Here is a 17862-nt window from a genome sequence, read left to right as displayed (position 1 = left end):
GATTAAAAGTTAGACTATTTATGGTGAGTTTAGATAAGAAGGTGATCAATGGTCATGTTAACAGGTTTGCATATTGCAGTAATCGGTGGAGACGCCCGTCAATTAGAGGTTATACGCAAATTAACAGAATTAGATGCAAAGCTATCTTTAGTCGGTTTTGATCAGTTAGATCATACATTTTCAGGAGCATCAAAAAAAGAAATAGATGAAGTAGATTTCTCGGAATGTGATGCAGTGATATTACCAATTCCAGGGACTGGGTTAGCCGGAGAGATCGAAACAATCTTTTCAAATGAAAAAATTGTACTGACTGAAGAAATGCTTAGAGATACTCCTGAACATTGTATGGTTTTCTCTGGGGTTAGTAATCAATATTTAGATACAATTATTTCAAATACGAATAGACAGTTAATTAAACTGTTTGAACGAGATGATGTGGCAATATTCAATTCAATCCCTACGGTTGAAGGTACGATTATGATGGTCATTCAAAATACGGATGTGACAATTCATGGTTCTGATATTGTTATTTTAGGTCTTGGAAGAACAGGCATGTCACTTGCCCGAACATTTTCTTGTTTAGGGGCAAACGTTAAGGTTGGAGCTAGAAAATCAAAAGACATTGCAAGAATAACAGAGATGGGTTTAAAAGCATTTTATTTATCAGACTTAGCAAATGAGGTTAGCGATACAGATATTGTAATCAATACTGTACCTGTTTTAATTTTAACGGCTGGCGTCATTTCTAAAATGCCTGTACACACACTCATTATCGACTTAGCTTCTAAACCTGGTGGTACTGATTTTCGATATGCAGAGAAACGTGGAATAAAGGCTTTACTTGCTCCAGGATTGCCTGGGATTGTAGCTCCTAAAACGGCAGGTCAAATTGTGGCCAATGTCATTTCTCAATTGCTTAATGAACAGTTACAACAAGGGAAGGGGAAAAAACAATGACATTAAAAGGCAAACGTATTGGATTTGGGATCACAGGTTCACATTGCACGTATGAAGCTACGGTACCGCAAATTGAAAAATTGGTAAACGCCGGAGCTGAAGTTGTTCCAGTAGTTACCTTCAATGTAAAAAATACAACTACAAGATTTGGAAATGGGGAAGACTGGGTTAAAAAAATAGAAGAAATAACTGGTAATAAAGTTATTGATTCTATTGTAGGTGCTGAACCACTAGGTCCAAAATTCCCATTGGATTGTATGGTAATTGCGCCGATGACAGGAAACTCAATGAGCCGCTTTGCGAATGCATTAACAGATTCCCCTGTTTTAATGGCGGCAAAGGCTACACTTCGAAACTTAAAACCTGTTGTGCTTGGAATTTCAACAAATGATGCACTTGGGTTAAATGGTGCTAATTTAATGAAGTTAATGTCAACTAAAAATATTTACTTTATCCCGTTTGGCCAAGATGATCCCCATGTAAAACCAAATTCTATTGTAGCGCGAATGGATTCATTAATAGATACAGTAGAAGCAGCAATAAAAGGTTATCAACTACAACCAGTCCTAATTGAAAGATTTCGTGATGGAGAATAATTTGAACTTCTGTTAAAATAAACTTATTAAAGATTTAAATTCTAAATCTTCTCTTTTTTTAATACTAGAATATGTTAAAATAATTTCTAACGTATAAATGAGGAGAAAGAAGAACTTCATTTTTACAAAATTAGCACAATAGATCCATTAATAAATGTATTCGTAGGGAAGGAGAAAAAGAATGACAAATGTAAAAGGATATCATGTAGCAGTAGTAGGAGCAACAGGTGCAGTAGGGGAAAAAATGATGGCAACATTAGAGCAAAGAAACTTCCCAATTTCTAAATTAACTTTATTATCCTCTGAAAGATCAGCTGGGAAAAAGTTATTGTTTAAAGGGGAAGAAGTAGTTGTGCAGGCTGCAACGCCAGAAAGTTTTGAAGGTGTTGACATCGCCTTATTCAGTGCAGGTGGCTCTGTATCAAAACAGTTAGCACCAGAAGCAGCAAAAAGAGGAGCTATTTGTATCGATAATACAAGTGCTTTTCGTATGGACCCAGAAGTACCATTAGTAGTACCTGAAGTAAATGAAAACGATATTCATCAACATAAAGGCATAATTGCTAATCCAAACTGCTCAACTATTCAAATGGTGGTTGCACTTGAACCGATTAGAAAAGCATTTGGATTAAAGAAAGTAATTGTTTCAACGTATCAAGCAGTATCTGGAGCAGGTGCAAAAGCTATTCAAGAAATGAAAGATCAAACTCAAGCAGTTTTAAACGGTGACGAGTTCACTCCGGAAATTTTACCATGTGGTGCAGATAAAAAACATTACCAAATTGCATTTAATGCTGTTCCACAAATTGATAAATTTCAAGAAAACGGTTATACCTTTGAAGAAATGAAAATGATCAATGAAACTAAGAAAATTATGCATATGCCGGAGTTATCCGTTGCAGCAACATGCGTAAGAATACCAGTAGAATTTGGTCATTCTGAGTCTGTGTATGTGGAAGTTGAAAAAGAAGGTGTAACAGTGCAAGAACTAAAAGATCTTCTTGCTCAATCGGAAGGAATTGTTTTACAAGATCAACCTGAAGAACAAATTTACCCGATGGCGGTTACGGCTGCAGGCAAATTAGATACATTTGTGGGTCGTATTCGCAAGGACCTTGACAACGAAAAAGGTTTCCATATGTGGATTGTCTCTGACAACTTATTAAAGGGAGCTGCTTGGAATTCAGTACAAATTGCAGAACGCTTATTATCATTAAATATTCTTAAATAAGAGTAAATCCAAACATTCTTCCCCTATATTAGGGGAAGAATGTTTATGTGATTTAACATTAGAAGAGGTGTCTTCATGAAGATCATCGTCCAAAAATTTGGTGGAACTTCGGTAAAGGACGAAAAAAGCAGACTTCGAGCACTTTCCCATGTTCAAAGAGCTGTTAAAGAAGGTTACAAGGTTGTAGTTGTTGTATCAGCAATGGGGAGAAAAGGCGATCCATATGCTACTGATTCGTTACTCAGTCTAGTTGACTTATCGAAAATAAGTAATCGAGAGCAAGATTTATTATTATCTTGCGGTGAAACAATATCAGCTATTGTTTTTTCTAATTTAATAAATGTTTCTGGTTTCTGCTCAATGGCGTTAACTGGTTCACAAGCAGGCTTTCGTACAAATGACGAACATACGAATGCCAAAATTATAGAAATGAAATGCGAACGTTTATTAGAAGAATTAGAGACACATGATGTAGTTGTAGTTGCAGGCTTCCAAGGAATGTCAAAAAGTGGAGAAATTACTACTTTAGGCAGAGGTGGCAGTGATACATCAGCATCTGCTCTTGGCGTTGCATTAAACGCAGAATATATTGATATTTTCACGGATGTAGAAGGTGTAATGACCGCTGACCCTCGAATTGTTGAAAACGCACGCCCACTATCAGTTGTCACATATAATGAAATATGTAACTTAGCCCACCAAGGAGCAAAAGTCATTCATCCTCGAGCGGTTGAAATCGCAATGCAAGCCAAAATCCCATTACGTGTTAGATCCACTTATTCAGACTCTCCAGGTACATTAGTAACGTCAGTTGTTAAAGAAAATAAAGGAAGCGATATTAATGAAAGAGTAGTAACCGGTATTGCACATGTTCCCAACATTTCACAAATTACTGTTACTACGAAAAAGGGCTATTACAATATCCAATCCGAAGTTTTTAAAGCGATGGCACAGGCCAAAATAAGTGTAGATTTTATTAATATCTCACCATCATCGATAGTATACACGGTGATGGATAATAAGACAGACCGTGCAATTGAAGTATTGAGAGGTCTTGGATACGATCCTAGCGTAATTAGGAATTGCGCTAAAGTATCTGCAGTTGGCGCTGGAATGACTGGGGTCCCTGGTGTAACAGCCAAAATAGTAAATGCTCTTTCACAGGAAGGTATACAAATTCTTCAATCAGCGGATAGTCATACAACAATATGGGTTTTGGTTAATGAAAGTGATATGGCTTTGGCCGTTAACTCTTTACACAAGGAATTTCGACTAGATATAAATTAAGTTAATCATATGGAATATGAAGATTTTATAAGGGGTTGAACAAAATGGATTTTGGTCGTATAGGTACAGCGATGGTGACTCCTTTTGATGATAGTGGGAATATTAATTTTCAGCAAACATCAGCATTAGTCAATTACTTAATCGATAATGGAACTGATTCACTTATTGTTGCAGGAACAACTGGAGAATCGCCAACCCTATCAACCGATGAAAAAGTTGCTCTATTTAAACACGTAGTCCAAATCGTAAATGGTCGCGTACCTGTCGTAGCGGGTACTGGGAGCAATAATACAGCTGCATCCGTTGAATTAACAAAAAAAGCGGAAGCTGTTGGTTGTGATGCAGTTATGCTGGTTGCACCCTATTATAATAAACCTGATCAAGCTGGGTTGTATGAGCATTTTAAAACTATTGCCGCTAGCACTAGTCTTCCGATCATGCTTTATAATATCCCAGGACGTTCCGTAGTGAATATTTCTGTGGAGACTGTTGTAAGGCTTTCAAAGATAGATAATATTATAGCTGTAAAAGATGCAACAGGTGATTTAGGAAGTATGACGGAAATTATTAACCGAACTGCTGATGATTTTCATTTATATAGCGGTGATGATGGTGTTACTTTACCAGTATTATCGATAGGTGGTAAAGGGGTAATCTCGGTTGCTTCACATGTAATAGGGAAAGAAATGCAGGAAATGATTAATCTTTTCCTAAATGGTGATGTTATTGCAGCATCTAAGAAACATCAACAATTGTATCCATTTATGAAAGGAATTTTCATGTCACCTAATCCTGTGCCTATTAAATATGCAGTACAGTTAAAAGGAATTGATGTAGGTTCAGTTCGCTTACCATTAGTGCCATTTGAGGAAGAAAAGGCACATATCTTAAAAGACATATTAAAACAAATCAAATAATGGTTGAAACAGATTCATATTTTAGCGCAAACGAGTTCAATTTGGAGCTCGTTTTTATTTATGTAAGGAATACATTTTTCTAATATGGGGTGTGTAATTGAGCCTATAAATATCTGGGAATTTGTGAGCGCTTTTTCATTCCATTGTAATTGTTCTTGTCTTCCATTTATTTGTTAAGTTATAATAGTCTCAAGTGACTATGAGCGGGTTCTAATAATTAAATATAGGAGGATTTATCATTGTTAAAGAAAGAAACGAATCCAGTTAAAATTTTTGCACTTGGAGGACTAGGAGAAATCGGCAAAAACATGTATGTAATTGAAGTAGGTCCTGAAATATATGTTATTGATGCTGGATTGAAATTCCCTGAAGATGAAATGCTTGGGATTGATTTTGTAATTCCTGATATTTCGTATTTAGTTGAGAATAGACATCGGATCGTGGGGATTTTTCTAACTCATGGCCATGAAGACCATATTGGTTCTCTTTCTTATGTACTTCAAAAATTACGTAATATTTCTATCTATGGTACCAAACTAACGCTCGGTTTAGTTTCTGATAGATTTAATGATGCGGGTGTTTCGAGTGAAAACCTTTGTGAGATTGACTCAGAATCAACATTAGAATATGAGTACGCAACAGTATCATTCTTTAGAACAACCCATAGTATACCTGATTCTGTTGGCATTTGTATACATACAGAACAAGGGGTAGTTGTCCATACGGGTGATTTTAAAATGGATCCAACACCGGTAGACGGAATCAAACCTGACTATTATAAAATGTCAGCTATAGGCCAAGAGGGAGTACTTTGTTTACTTTCTGATAGTACTAACGCTGAGGTACCTGGAATAACGGACTCAGAAAGTGCTGTAGGAAACGAAATTTGTGATTCCTTTTCTACAGCAAATGGGCGAATAATTATAGCGACGTTTGCAACCAATGTTCATCGTGTCCAACAAATTATCGACGCTGCTGTTTTAACGAATAGGAAAGTTGCGATTTTAGGTTCTAGTATGTTAAAAGTGTTCAATATTGCTATGGAACTCGGTTATTTACATGTTCCTGAAAACGTACTAATTTCTATTTCGGAAATTGAAAAATGGCAGGATCAGCAGATAGCTGTTTTGACTTCTGGAGCACATGGTGAACCTATAGCAGCACTATCCAAGTTAGTTCAAAAATCGAATAAGCCTATTTCGATTAAGAATGGCGATACAGTTATGATTGCAGCTAGCCCGATTCCAGGAAATGAAAAGATCGTATCTAAAACTATTGATGCCTTGTTCCGTGCTGGTGCTAAAGTCATCTACAATCAAAAAAAGATCCACGTTTCAGGTCATGGAAGTCAAGAAGAATTGAAGATGATGATTACGATATTGAACCCCCAATATCTAATGCCAATACATGGGGAATATAAAATGCAAAAAGCACACGCGAAAATAGCTGAAACAACTGGAATGGATCCAGATCAAATTTTCCTCATGGAAAACGGAGATGTTCTTGAGTTTAAAAATAATCAAGGCAGGCTTGCGGGTAAAATTCCGGCTGGAAATGTTCTGATAGACGGATTAGGAATAGGTGATATCGGTAACATTGTATTGAGAGATCGTCGCTTATTATCACAAGATGGTATTCTAATTGTTGTTGTTACATTATCAAAAGAAAAAAATCTAATTGTCTCAGGACCAGAGATTTTATCTAGAGGATTTGTATATGTCCGTGAATCTGAGGAATTATTTCAACAGTCCACCGAAATGGTACAGCAAATTATTCTTAAAAATATGAAGGATCAAGTCATTGATTGGTCAACTTTAAAAACAGGTATTCGCGAATCGCTTAGTCACTTTTTATTTGAAAAAACTAAAAGAAGACCAATGATCTTACCAATTATAATGGAAATATAAGAATAGAAGTCAACTCATAATGGGTTGGCTTTTTATATTTTAGAAATATCGGCAAATGAAGTGCTTATATTATTTCTTCAATTAAAATAAATTTACTGATGTCTTAATACTTATCACGGTTTCGTTTTGTTCAATTATTAGAATTAAAAACTCAATTGGGATTCATACTAATGTTAGATTTGAATGAAAGGAGCTCCAACATGTCTAATTTTGATGTAAGACAGTTCTTTACACAGTCTGAACAAGACCAAGATCAAGATCAAGAAAAGAAGGATGTAAAGGAATCATTAGTAGATAAAATTCAGCAGCTAGGTCAAACGAATGTACCCCAAATGGGACAAGAATCTAATATCCATTGTTTAACGATTGTTGGACAAATTGAAGGTCATATGCAATTACCACCACAAAATAAAACAACGAAATATGAGCATTTAATACCACAAATTGTGGCAATCGAACAAAATCCAAAAATTGAAGGTTTATTAATTATTTTGAATACTGTAGGTGGCGATGTTGAAGCAGGTTTAGCTATTTCAGAAATGATTGCATCTTTATCTAAACCGACAGTATCTATTGTCTTAGGTGGAGGGCACTCAATTGGTGTTCCAATTGCAGTCAGCGCTGATTATAGTTATATTGCAGAAACGGCTACAATGACAATTCATCCAGTTCGTTTGACAGGTTTAGTTATTGGTGTTCCTCAAACATTTGAATACTTAGATAAAATGCAAGATCGTGTAGTACAGTTTGTTACTGCACATTCTAATATTACAGAAGATAGATTTAAGGAATTAATGTTATCAAAAGGTAACTTAACACGTGATATTGGAACAAACGTTGTAGGAAGAGATGCGGTGAAATATGGACTAATTGATGAAGTTGGTGGTGTAGGTCAGGCAATTGCAAAATTAAACGAGTTAATTGAACAAAATAAACAAAGTAATAATAATCAAGGAGACTTGCTTCAATGATATTGTATACGACAATGCCCCAAGAGCTCATCTTTCAGTCGGAAGACAATACTAATATGAGTCAGTCAACAATTGAAATGAATGGATTATCGTTAGTAGTAGAGCAAATTTCTAGTCAACAATGTAGAGTTGTTCAGTTGTTAAGTACAAATCCTAACGATTATTTAAATGCAAGCTATCAACCAGGTGCTATTCTATCACTTAAGCCATATTTTTAATAAATAGGCTATATACTTCACCTTATGATATAATAAATAGGAATATGATAAAGCAGCCTACTCGGCTGCTTTTGTTGGTTAGTCTAGTGAGGTGAAAGAATGGCGAAGTCGAAGAAAAAACAGTCAGATAAGAAGATTGGGGATTGGAAAAAGGTACTCTCCTTTGAATTAGGTGGACTTGCACTATTAGCGATTACAACCATTGCAATTGCCGAAATCGGTGGTGCAGTTGGAAATGCTTTTATATTACTCTCACGATTCTTTTTTGGTGAATGGCATAAGTTATTATTAGTTGGACTTATTTGTCTAGCTCTTTATTTAATCGTAAAGAGGGCTTGGCCACCTGTAATAACTAGACGGCTTGCGGGTGTGTATACTATTACAGCAGCTTTATTATTGATAACACATGTTGAATTATTTGAGGCCATAGCAAACCATGCTGCATTGGGCAATCCTTCCGTAATCCTAAATACATGGAGTCAATATTGGGGAGAGGTTAAAGGTGGTGAACCTCAAAACCTAGGTGGTGGAATGGTTGGGGCAATCCTATTTGCAATATCATACTTTTTATTTAATTCAATAGGTACGAAAATTATTTTTATATTCCTTATTTTAATGGGGTTTGTTCTACTTACAGAACTATCACTCCAAAATATTTTCACTAAAATTATGTCTGCTATTATTCATTTTTCAAAGAGTCAGTTTATCGGATTTAATAATGATATGAAAACATGGGCAGCTGCTAGAAAAGAAAAACAAAGAGTGAAGAAACAACAAAAACAAAAGTCAACGAGTGAAGTTCGTGATAGTGATGAGGAAAATATAATTGAAGTTGATCTTGCCGATAACTATGAGGAGAATGTAGAGCCGGTCATTTCAAACTTTGTAGATGTTGCTAGTAATGATGCTCTTTCAGAAGAACCTGTTCACCGTAACAATGTTAAGGAGAAAGAACAAAAAAGTCATGTCGCAGAGCCAGAAACTAGTGATTCAACTGTTTCAATTTCGTTTACTGAAGTTGCAAATGAAGATTACCAATTACCTTCCTATGAATTATTAAAAAGGCCTTTACATAATGCTCAAAATCATGAAAAGAAATTAATTACACTCAATGCGCAAAAACTAGAGAAAACCTTTCAAAGTTTTGGTGTAAAAGCAAAAATAAAAAAGGTTCATTTAGGTCCAGCTGTAACAAAGTATGAAGTTCATCCTGATGTTGGGGTTAAGGTAAGTAAAATAGTAAGTTTAAGCGATGATTTGGCATTGGCTTTAGCGGCTAAAGATATCCGCATAGAAGCTCCCATACCTGGTAAATCTGCAGTTGGTATTGAAGTTCCAAACCAAGAGGTTGCAATGGTTTCTTTACGGGAAGTTATCGAATCTAAAAACAATCATACTACAGCTAAACTTATGGTAGGTTTAGGTAGAGATATCTCAGGCGACGCTATTTTGGCTGAACTCAATAAAATGCCACATCTACTTGTAGCAGGTGCTACTGGGAGTGGGAAAAGTGTATGTATTAATGGCATTATTATTAGTATCCTAATGCGTGCTAAACCTCATGAAGTAAAGCTGATGATGATTGATCCCAAAATGGTTGAATTAAATATGTATAACGGTATTCCGCATTTGCTAGCACCAGTTGTAACGGACCCGAAAAAAGCGTCACAAGCTCTTAAAAAGGTTGTATCAGAAATGGAGCGAAGATATGAATTATTCTCTCACACGGGTACCCGTAATATAGAAGGCTATAATGATTTTATTAAGCGACATAATGAAGAAACAAATGAAAAACAGCCAGAGTTACCTTTTATTGTAGTAATTGTCGATGAGCTTGCTGATTTAATGATGGTTGCATCTAGTGATGTAGAGGATTCTATTACTAGATTAGCCCAAATGGCTCGTGCAGCTGGAATACATTTAATTATTGCTACTCAGCGACCATCAGTTGATGTAATTACTGGAGTCATTAAAGCGAATATTCCATCGAGAATAGCTTTTAGTGTGTCATCCGCTACCGATTCTAGAACGATTTTGGATATGGGAGGGGCCGAAAAGCTATTAGGTCGAGGAGATATGTTATTTCTGCCAGTCGGTGCCTCAAAACCAATTCGAGTTCAAGGTGCATTTTTATCAGACGAGGAAGTTGAAAGTGTTGTAGATTATGTAATTTCACAACAAAGAGCACAATATCAAGAGGAAATGATTCCAACTGAAGAAAAAGAAACTGAAGTTGTTGTCGATGATGAGTTATTTGATGATGCTGTTCAACTGATTCTTGAAATGCAAACAGCTTCAGTTTCAATGTTGCAAAGGCGGTTCCGTATTGGCTATACAAGAGCGGCCAGATTAATTGATGTAATGGAGGCAAAAGGGATTGTCGGTCCATATGAAGGAAGTAAACCTCGTGCTGTGTTAATTGCTCAATCAAAAAACGACGAAGTATCAAATCAATAGATTTAAAATAAGTTTATTATAAAAATTTAAGTGGGATAACCTCGGTTTTTGTTCAATTTTAAGCTGAAAAGTGATATAGTTATCACAATCAAACCAGTCGGAGGTCTGATCTATTGTAATTTATTGGGAGGAAAAAATGACAATAAAACCCGATTCAAGACATCTTTATTTGCAAGTTATTGATCAAATAAAAAAAGATATTGATAATGGAATATATAAAGAGAATGAAAAGCTACCATCGGAATTTGATTTAGCCAAACACCTTGGAATAAGTCGCGCAACATTAAGAGAAGCTTTGCGCGTATTAGAGGAGGAAAACATTGTAGTTCGCAGACATGGTGTTGGAACTTTTATCAACCCTAAACCAATGTTTTCACCGGGGATTGAGGAATTATTTAGTGTAACTGAAATGATTAGGCGTGCTGGAAAGAAACCGGGGACAATTTTTATTTCAGCCAATTCTAGACTTGCGATTGACGATGACTTACAAAAATTTAAATGTAGTCCAAATGAAGAAATTATCACCACAGAACGTGTACGAACGGTGGATGATGAACCTGTTATATACTGCATTGACCAAATCCCAAAATCAATATTACCTAAATCGTATTCGCATGAATCCGGCTCCTTATTTGATTTATTTGAGAAAGAAGTTGGACGCTATATTTCCTATGCGGTTACGAATATAGAACCATTGGGATTTTCAGAAAAGATCTCACCAGTCCTTCATTGCGAAGTTGATTCGTCCTTATTAGTGTTGAAACAGATGCATTTTGACCAAAACGATGAACCTGTTTTATATTCCTGCAACTACTTTCGATCGGACAAATTTAGTTTTCATGTTTTAAGAAAAAGAGTGTAATAAAACTCAACAGACCTGCGCAAATTATGAATGTGATAGAACCTTGATTTTTAAAATCAAATTTTAAAGGGGGGACTACTCATGATTCGTAAAAAAGCAGGTCTTTTTATGTCCATTTTATTTGCTGCCGGTATGATGCTAAGTGGCTGTGGTGGAGCAGATGAAGGCGCAGAAAACAATGATACAGGTGGAGGTGCAGCACCTCCAGAGGAAACACAAGGTGGTTTAAGTGTTGCAATGGTAACAGATATTGGTGGAATTGATGATAAATCATTCAACCAATCTGCGTGGACAGGTATTCAGAATTATGGTAAAGAAAATGGATTACAGGAGGGGGAAGGCGGTTATACATACCTTCAATCTCAGGGTGACGCCGATTATGCAACAAATTTAAACAAACTTGTAAGAAGTGATTATGGTTTAATTTATGGCGTAGGTTTTATGATGACCGATGCAATAACTGAAATTGCAGACCAGCAACAAGATGCTAAATTTGCCATCATCGACAGCGTGGTTGACAAGCCGAATGTGGCAAGTATTACATTTAAAGAGCATGAAGGCTCTTTCTTGGTTGGTGTCGTTGCAGGTTTAACAACAAAAACAAATAAAATTGGGTTTGTAGGTGGAGTTGAGAGCCCACTTATTGAGAAATTTGAAAGTGGCTTTAAAGCTGGAGTAAAAGCAGTTAATCCAGAAGCAACGGTCGATGTTCAATATGCTGGGGCATTTGATAAAGCTGATTCAGGGAAACAGATTGCATCAGGATTATACGCATCTGGTATTGATATTATATATCATGCCTCAGGTCAAACGGGTAATGGAATCTTCTCTGAAGCGGAAGATTTAAAAGCAAAAGATCCAAATCGTGAAATTTGGGTAATCGGGGTTGATATGGACCAAGCTTTAGTATATGGAACTGATGTTACCTTAACCTCAATGGTTAAACGTGTAGATCTTGCGGTTCAAGACGTTGCTGAGAGAACAGCAGAAGGTGACTTCCCAGGTGGAGAAGTAATTGAGTATGGGTTAGATGTTAACGGTGTTGGTATTGCTGAAACACAAGACAATCTTTCAGAAGATGTGCTAAATAAAGTAGAAGAGTGGAAACAAAAGATTATTAATGGTGAAGTAACCGTACCACTTTCTCGGACTGAATACAGTGAATTTGAAAAGACTCTTTAAAATTAAATGGGAAACAAAAAGGTTAGAGACTTCTAACCTTTTTGTTCCTTTAAGATTCTACAAAATCATTAAATGAAAAGGTACAAATTACTGTATTTTTTCATTTGATGATTTTATCTTACATCAAATTTTTGAACATTATCACATTGTAAGGTCGGTGCCTAGAATACATATTCTGCTTAAATAGTTGAATGATATCACTTAGTAGTGAGGTGTGAGTACAATGAGCGACTATGTAATTGAAATGCTCAATATACGTAAGGAATTTGGGGGCTTCGTTGCCAACGATAATATAACCCTTCAATTAAAAAAAGGGGAGATTCATGCGTTACTCGGAGAAAATGGTGCAGGCAAGTCAACTTTAATGAACGTATTATTTGGTTTATATCAGCCTGAAGCGGGTGAGATAAGGGTTAAAGGGAAAAAAGTGAATATTACGAGTCCCAATATTGCCAATGGCTTAGGCATTGGAATGGTACATCAACATTTTATGTTAGTTGATCCATTCACTGTAACTGAAAATATTATCTTAGGAAATGAGCCTACGAGTAATGGGAAGATCGATATAAAAAAGGCGCAACAAGATGTTAAAGACTTATCGGAACGTTACGGACTTGCAGTTGATCCAACCGCTAAGATTGCAGATATATCTGTTGGGATGCAGCAGCGTGTTGAAATACTAAAAACACTTTACCGAGGTGCGGAAATTCTTATCTTTGATGAACCCACGGCTGTTCTTACACCTCAAGAAATAAAGGAACTAATCCAAATTATGAATAATTTAATTAAAGAAGGAAAGTCGATCATTTTAATAACCCATAAGTTAAAAGAAATTATGGAAGTGTGTGATCGAGTAACTGTTATCCGAAAGGGAAAAGGAATTGACACACTTAACGTAAATCAAACGAACCCTGATGAACTTGCTTCGCTAATGGTCGGACGCGAAGTTCATTTTAAGACAGAAAAAACCCCTGCAATTCCTGGTAAAGAGGTATTAAAAATTGAGGATTTAGTAGTTAAAGACGCTAGAAATGTAACTTTAGTTGATCATCTTGATTTAACTTTACATGCTGGAGAAATATTAGGAATAGCAGGTGTAGACGGGAACGGACAAACCCAATTAATTGAAACAATAACTGGCTTGATGAAAGCAACCTCAGGGAAGATCTTCTTAAAAGGAAAAGATATAACGAATTTAACGCCACGTAAAGTAACGGAAACTGGTTTGGGACATATTCCACAGGATCGCCATAAACATGGACTTGTGTTGGATTTTCCTATAGGGGAAAACATGGTGTTGCAAACATATTATAAGATGCCGTTTTCTAAGAACAAAATTTTGAATTTCAAAGAAATTTACAAAAAAGCTAGGACACTGATCGAAGAGTTTGATGTAAGGACCCCAACTGAGTATACTTTGGCTCGTGCCTTATCTGGTGGTAATCAACAAAAAGCAATTATTGCGCGAGAAGTTGATCGTGATCCTGACTTACTTATTGCTGCTCAGCCAACACGTGGTTTAGATGTAGGAGCGATCGAGTTTATTCATAAACGATTAATAGAACAACGTGACCATGGTAAAGCCGTATTGCTAATTTCCTTTGAACTGGATGAAATTATGAATGTTAGTGATCGAATCGCAGTTATTTATGAAGGGAAAATTGTTGCCATTGTTAACCCGAAAGAGACAACCGATCAGGAGCTTGGTTTATTAATGGCAGGCAGTAAGCAAAAGGAAGAAGGTGTTTCTTCGTGAATATCAATCGGATCACAGATGCATTAGTTCCCTTACTTTCTGTATTACTTGGTATCATCGCAGGTGCGATCATCATGGTTATTAGTGGCTATAATCCACTAGTAGGATATAGTGCTTTACTTTCAGGTGCTTTCGGTGATGCTTATTATATCGGGGAAACAATCCGGCAAATGACGCCGTATATTTTTTCAGGCCTTGCAGTTGCATTTGCTTACCGGACAGGTCTTTTTAATATTGGCGTTGAAGGTCAATTGATTATAGGCTGGTTAGTAGCTGTTTGGGTGGGTGTTGCCTTTGAAGCTCCCAAATTTATTCATTTACCGTTAGCTGTTGGTTCAGCTGCTATAGCTGGAGCAATCTGGGGGGCAATACCAGGTTACTTAAAGGCGCGTTTTCAAGTTCATGAAGTTATTGTTACGATCATGATGAACTATATTGCACTACATGTTGCCAATGCTGTAGTTCGCTCTATTTTATCAGATCAAGGCTATAAATCAGAAAAAGTTTTTGAAACTGCATCTCTGCGCTCCCCATTTTTTCAAAACATTACAGATTATTCAACCATGCACTACGGTATTTTTTTAGCTATCATTGGAGCTATCATAATGTGGTTTATATTAGAAAAAACTACCAGGGGTTATGAATTACGAGCAGTGGGATTTAACCAGCATGCTTCAAAATATGCAGGTATGAATGTAAGTAAAAATATCATCTTATCAATGGTAATTTCAGGTGCTTTCGCAGGTTTAGGCGGTGCAATGGAAGGGCTTGGTACATTTGAAAATGTATCTGTTAAAGCAGGATTTACGGGGATTGGTTTTGATGGAATAGCTGTTGCGTTGCTTGGTGGAAATGGAGCTCTTGGTGTTGTATTTGCAGCCATTTTGTTTGGGGCCTTAAAGGTTGGTGCCCTTGAAATGCCATCGGCGGCAGGAGTTCCAACAGAACTCGTTGATATAGTCATTGCGTTGATTATCTTTTTTGTAGCATCTAGCTATATTATACGTTGGTTTCTAGTTCGTTTTAAGAAGGAGGCTAACTGACATGGGTGTTTTAGATATATTATCCATTGTTATTCCATCTGCTTTATTTTTTTCAGCTCCATTGATATTTACAGCATTAGGCGGAGTCTTTTGTGAACGTTCCGGTGTTGTAAATATTGGTTTAGAGGGATTAATGGTTGTTGGTGCTTTTACAGGGATCGTATTTAATTTGACTTTTTCTGAAACGTTTGGAGCATTAACACCTTGGATTGCGATCGTTGTTGCAATGGTGCTTGGAGGCATTTTTTCTTTTCTGCATGCAATAGCATCTATTACCTTTAGGGCTGACCAGGTTGTTAGTGGTGTGGCCATTAACTTCTTAGCTTTAGGTGGAGCGTTATTTTTAGTGAAAAAAATATATGGCAAAGGACAAACAGATCAAATATCATCCGAAGCGACTTTTCCTAAAATAGATGTTCCAATTTTAAGTGATATCCCTATTATTGGGCCCTTATTTTTTAGCAATAGCTATGTGCCATCCTATTTAGCTATTTTATTCGCTATTGTAGCTTGGTATATCATTTATAAAACACCATTTGGCTTACAGTTAAGATCCGTTGGCGAACATCCTATGGCTGCGGATACGATGGGAATAAATGTATCTAGAATGCGATATATAGCTGTTATTATTAGTGGGGCATTAGCAGGTATTGGTGGATCTGTTTATGCGATTATTATCTCGCGCGATTTTAGTCATGCTACAATCAGTGGACAAGGTTTTATGGCACTAGCAGCGATGATATTTGGAAAATGGCATCCAATAGGTGCATTAGGTGCGGCGTTATTCTTTGGGCTAGCTCAAAGTTTAAGCTTTACTGGTCAAATGATTCCAGGCATTCGTGAATTGCCAACCGTTTATCTATTAATCGCCCCCTATGTCCTCACGGTATTAGCATTAACAGGTTTTATTGGTAGAGCAGAGGCGCCTAAGGCGTCAGGTACACCATATATAAAAGGCAATCGATAATTCATAGTTCATATTTATTAAGAAACTCTAATTGAGTTTCTTTTTTTATTACGCAGTTTTGTACACCATGAACTGCTTTTTTATAAAAAGTTGGATAAAATTCCATTTACTTGAATTTTTTTGTAATAAAGCGTTATATTGAGAATACATTAGAGTTTAAATTCGTAACTTTAGACAAAACATAATGAATATGAGTGAAATTACTAGTTGTTGAGGAGGAAATAAGTATGAATCTTATGAAGGAAGAGAGTGTGAAGGTTTCCGGAATCACTCTTCATGGGATCGAAACATTAAAATATAAAACCAATTCCATCGTCATAAAGTTAAAAGCACCACTTCAGGCAGAAACTGTAACAACAAGAGCCTTACTCCCATATGTTTTACAAAGTGGTACGGTAAAGTCTCCATCTACCTTGCAGCTGACTACGCGCTTGGATGATCTTTATGGAGCGACCTTACATGCAGATGTGTCCAAGAAGGGCGAGTATCATATTATTTCAATAAGAATGGACATTGCTAATGAAAAATATTTGTCAGACCCCACTCCACTTTTAAAAAATGGAATTGAACTTTTAGCTGAGATTTTATTGTCCCCAGCAGTGGAAAATGGGATATTTTTAGAAGAAATCGTTCAAAAGGAGAAAAGATCTTTACTTCAACGAATTCAATCGGTATATGACGATAAAATGCGGTATGCAAATATGCGACTTGTTGAAGAAATGTGTAAGGAAGAGCCATACAGGTTAAATGCTCATGGTACAAAGGAAGATATTGAAAAGATAACAGCGCAATCTTTATATCAATATTATCAAGAAGCTTTATTAAATGATGAAATTGATATCTATATTGTTGGAGATATTCAGATTGAAGAAGTTAAAAGTATAGTAGAAAATACATTTAATTTCCCAGAAACACGTTCAACTACATTTGTTAAAAGTAATGTTGCACAAAAACAAGTAACCGAAGTAAATGAGGTATTTGAGGAACAAGATATCAAACAAGGAAAATTACACATCGGATATCGTACTAATACAACATATCAAAGTGACGATTATTTTGCTCTACAAGTTTTCAACGGGATTTTTGGCGGCTTTTCCCACTCAAAGCTATTTTTAAATGTACGTGAACGAGAAAGTTTAGCCTATTATGCCGCCTCAAGATTTGAAAGTCATAAAGGCTTGTTAATGGTAATGAGCGGAATAGAATTTAGCAACTATCAAAAATGCGTTGATATTATCAAAGAGCAGATGAATCAAATGAAACAAGGAAATTATACAGAGGATGAAATCAGTCAAACCAAAGCAGTGTTGAAAAATCAGATCTTAGAAACGATTGATACTGCACACGGGTTAATAGAAGTTTTGTATCATAATGTTGTTGCTGGAATCCAACGTGCTCCGGAAACATGGCTCGAAGGTATTGATGATGTAACTAAAGACGAAATTCAAGCGGTAGCACAAAAGGTTGAGCTTGATACAATTTACTTCCTGAAAGGTCTGGAGGGAGCTTAA

Annotated in this window: 15 protein-coding genes; all 15 read left to right on the top strand. The window is 36.2% G+C overall.

Annotated elements, in window-relative coordinates; translation table 11 throughout:
- Window positions 1–54: 54 nt before the first annotated feature.
- The 15 genes from dpaA to yfmF all read left to right on the top strand — a co-directional run bounded on the left by dpaA (window position 55) and on the right by yfmF (window position 17862).
- Window positions 55–957, top strand: a complete 903-nt coding sequence (dpaA, locus tag C1724_RS11360) for a dipicolinic acid synthetase subunit A (RefSeq protein ID WP_102346893.1) — start codon at window positions 55–57, stop codon at window positions 955–957.
- Window positions 954–1553 carry a dipicolinate synthase subunit B gene (dpaB, locus tag C1724_RS11355; RefSeq protein WP_102346892.1) on the top strand — a complete coding sequence of 200 codons (600 nt, stop codon included), beginning with the start codon at window positions 954–956 and terminating at the stop codon, window positions 1551–1553. The genes dpaA and dpaB overlap by 4 nt, the downstream gene beginning before the upstream one ends.
- A gap of 181 nt (window positions 1554–1734) precedes the next feature.
- Window positions 1735–2784: an aspartate-semialdehyde dehydrogenase gene (locus C1724_RS11350; protein WP_102346891.1), complete on the top strand. Its 1050-nt coding sequence runs from the start codon at window positions 1735–1737 to the stop codon at window positions 2782–2784.
- Between the two features lie 75 nt (window positions 2785–2859).
- Complete coding sequence (gene dapG / locus C1724_RS11345) at window positions 2860–4071, top strand: aspartate kinase (RefSeq protein WP_102346890.1); 1212 nt, start codon at window positions 2860–2862, stop codon at window positions 4069–4071.
- Window positions 4072–4115: 44 nt separating this feature from the next.
- Window positions 4116–4988: a 4-hydroxy-tetrahydrodipicolinate synthase gene (dapA, locus tag C1724_RS11340; RefSeq protein WP_102346889.1), complete on the top strand. Its 873-nt coding sequence runs from the start codon at window positions 4116–4118 to the stop codon at window positions 4986–4988.
- A 239-nt stretch (window positions 4989–5227) separates the two neighbouring features.
- On the top strand, window positions 5228–6895 hold the full coding sequence (locus C1724_RS11335) for a ribonuclease J (RefSeq protein ID WP_102346888.1): 1668 nt from the start codon (window positions 5228–5230) through the stop codon (window positions 6893–6895).
- A 200-nt stretch (window positions 6896–7095) separates the two neighbouring features.
- Window positions 7096–7866, top strand: a complete 771-nt coding sequence (locus C1724_RS11330; protein WP_102346887.1) for a ClpP family protease — start codon at window positions 7096–7098, stop codon at window positions 7864–7866.
- Window positions 7863–8084 carry a YlzJ-like family protein gene (locus tag C1724_RS11325; protein ID WP_102346886.1) on the top strand — a complete coding sequence of 74 codons (222 nt, stop codon included), beginning with the start codon at window positions 7863–7865 and terminating at the stop codon, window positions 8082–8084. Before C1724_RS11330 ends, C1724_RS11325 begins: the two co-directional genes overlap by 4 nt.
- Window positions 8085–8183: 99 nt before the next feature.
- Window positions 8184–10541, top strand: coding sequence for a DNA translocase FtsK (locus C1724_RS11320; RefSeq protein WP_102346885.1), 2358 nt, complete (start codon window positions 8184–8186; stop codon window positions 10539–10541).
- Window positions 10542–10677: 136 nt separating this feature from the next.
- Window positions 10678–11403, top strand: a complete 726-nt coding sequence (locus C1724_RS11315) for a GntR family transcriptional regulator (protein ID WP_102346884.1) — start codon at window positions 10678–10680, stop codon at window positions 11401–11403.
- An 81-nt stretch (window positions 11404–11484) separates the two neighbouring features.
- Window positions 11485–12585 (top strand): BMP family lipoprotein, encoded by a 1101-nt coding sequence (locus tag C1724_RS11310; RefSeq protein ID WP_102346883.1) that lies wholly within the window; start codon window positions 11485–11487, stop codon window positions 12583–12585.
- Window positions 12586–12808: 223 nt separating this feature from the next.
- A complete protein-coding gene (locus C1724_RS11305) occupies window positions 12809–14341 on the top strand; it encodes an ABC transporter ATP-binding protein (protein WP_102346882.1) in 1533 nt (510 codons plus the stop codon).
- The gene (locus C1724_RS11300) at window positions 14338–15384 is read left to right on the top strand and encodes an ABC transporter permease (protein WP_102346881.1); all 1047 of its coding nucleotides are present in this window, start codon (window positions 14338–14340) and stop codon (window positions 15382–15384) included. Before C1724_RS11305 ends, C1724_RS11300 begins: the two co-directional genes overlap by 4 nt.
- Window position 15385: 1 nt before the next feature.
- Entirely contained in the window at window positions 15386–16351 is a 966-nt protein-coding gene (locus C1724_RS11295; protein WP_102346880.1) for an ABC transporter permease, read from the top strand.
- Window positions 16352–16578: 227 nt separating this feature from the next.
- On the top strand, window positions 16579–17862 hold the full coding sequence (gene yfmF / locus C1724_RS11290; protein ID WP_102346879.1) for an EF-P 5-aminopentanol modification-associated protein YfmF: 1284 nt from the start codon (window positions 16579–16581) through the stop codon (window positions 17860–17862).

This window comes from Bacillus sp. Marseille-P3661 (assembly GCF_900240995.1).
Classification (GTDB): domain Bacteria; phylum Bacillota; class Bacilli; order Bacillales; family Bacillaceae_J; genus OESV01.
This window is presented reverse-complemented; position numbering and strand designations above follow the sequence as displayed.

Bases quoted from the DNA above. Each gene is read 5' to 3' on its own strand.
- C1724_RS11310 (WP_102346883.1), top strand. From the start codon at position 11,485: ATGATTCGTAAAAAAGCAGGTCTTTTTATGTCCATTTTATTTGCTGCC.
- dapG (WP_102346890.1), top strand. From the start codon at position 2,860: ATGAAGATCATCGTCCAAAAATTTGGTGGAACTTCGGTAAAGGACGAA.
- dapA (WP_102346889.1), top strand. From the start codon at position 4,116: ATGGATTTTGGTCGTATAGGTACAGCGATGGTGACTCCTTTTGATGAT.
- C1724_RS11325 (WP_102346886.1), top strand. From the start codon at position 7,863: ATGATATTGTATACGACAATGCCCCAAGAGCTCATCTTTCAGTCGGAA.
- C1724_RS11320 (WP_102346885.1), top strand. From the start codon at position 8,184: ATGGCGAAGTCGAAGAAAAAACAGTCAGATAAGAAGATTGGGGATTGG.
- dpaA (WP_102346893.1), top strand. From the start codon at position 55: ATGTTAACAGGTTTGCATATTGCAGTAATCGGTGGAGACGCCCGTCAA.
- C1724_RS11330 (WP_102346887.1), top strand. From the start codon at position 7,096: ATGTCTAATTTTGATGTAAGACAGTTCTTTACACAGTCTGAACAAGAC.
- C1724_RS11295 (WP_102346880.1), top strand. From the start codon at position 15,386: ATGGGTGTTTTAGATATATTATCCATTGTTATTCCATCTGCTTTATTT.
- C1724_RS11305 (WP_102346882.1), top strand. From the start codon at position 12,809: ATGAGCGACTATGTAATTGAAATGCTCAATATACGTAAGGAATTTGGG.
- C1724_RS11315 (WP_102346884.1), top strand. From the start codon at position 10,678: ATGACAATAAAACCCGATTCAAGACATCTTTATTTGCAAGTTATTGAT.
- dpaB (WP_102346892.1), top strand. From the start codon at position 954: ATGACATTAAAAGGCAAACGTATTGGATTTGGGATCACAGGTTCACAT.
- C1724_RS11350 (WP_102346891.1), top strand. From the start codon at position 1,735: ATGACAAATGTAAAAGGATATCATGTAGCAGTAGTAGGAGCAACAGGT.
- yfmF (WP_102346879.1), top strand. From the start codon at position 16,579: ATGAATCTTATGAAGGAAGAGAGTGTGAAGGTTTCCGGAATCACTCTT.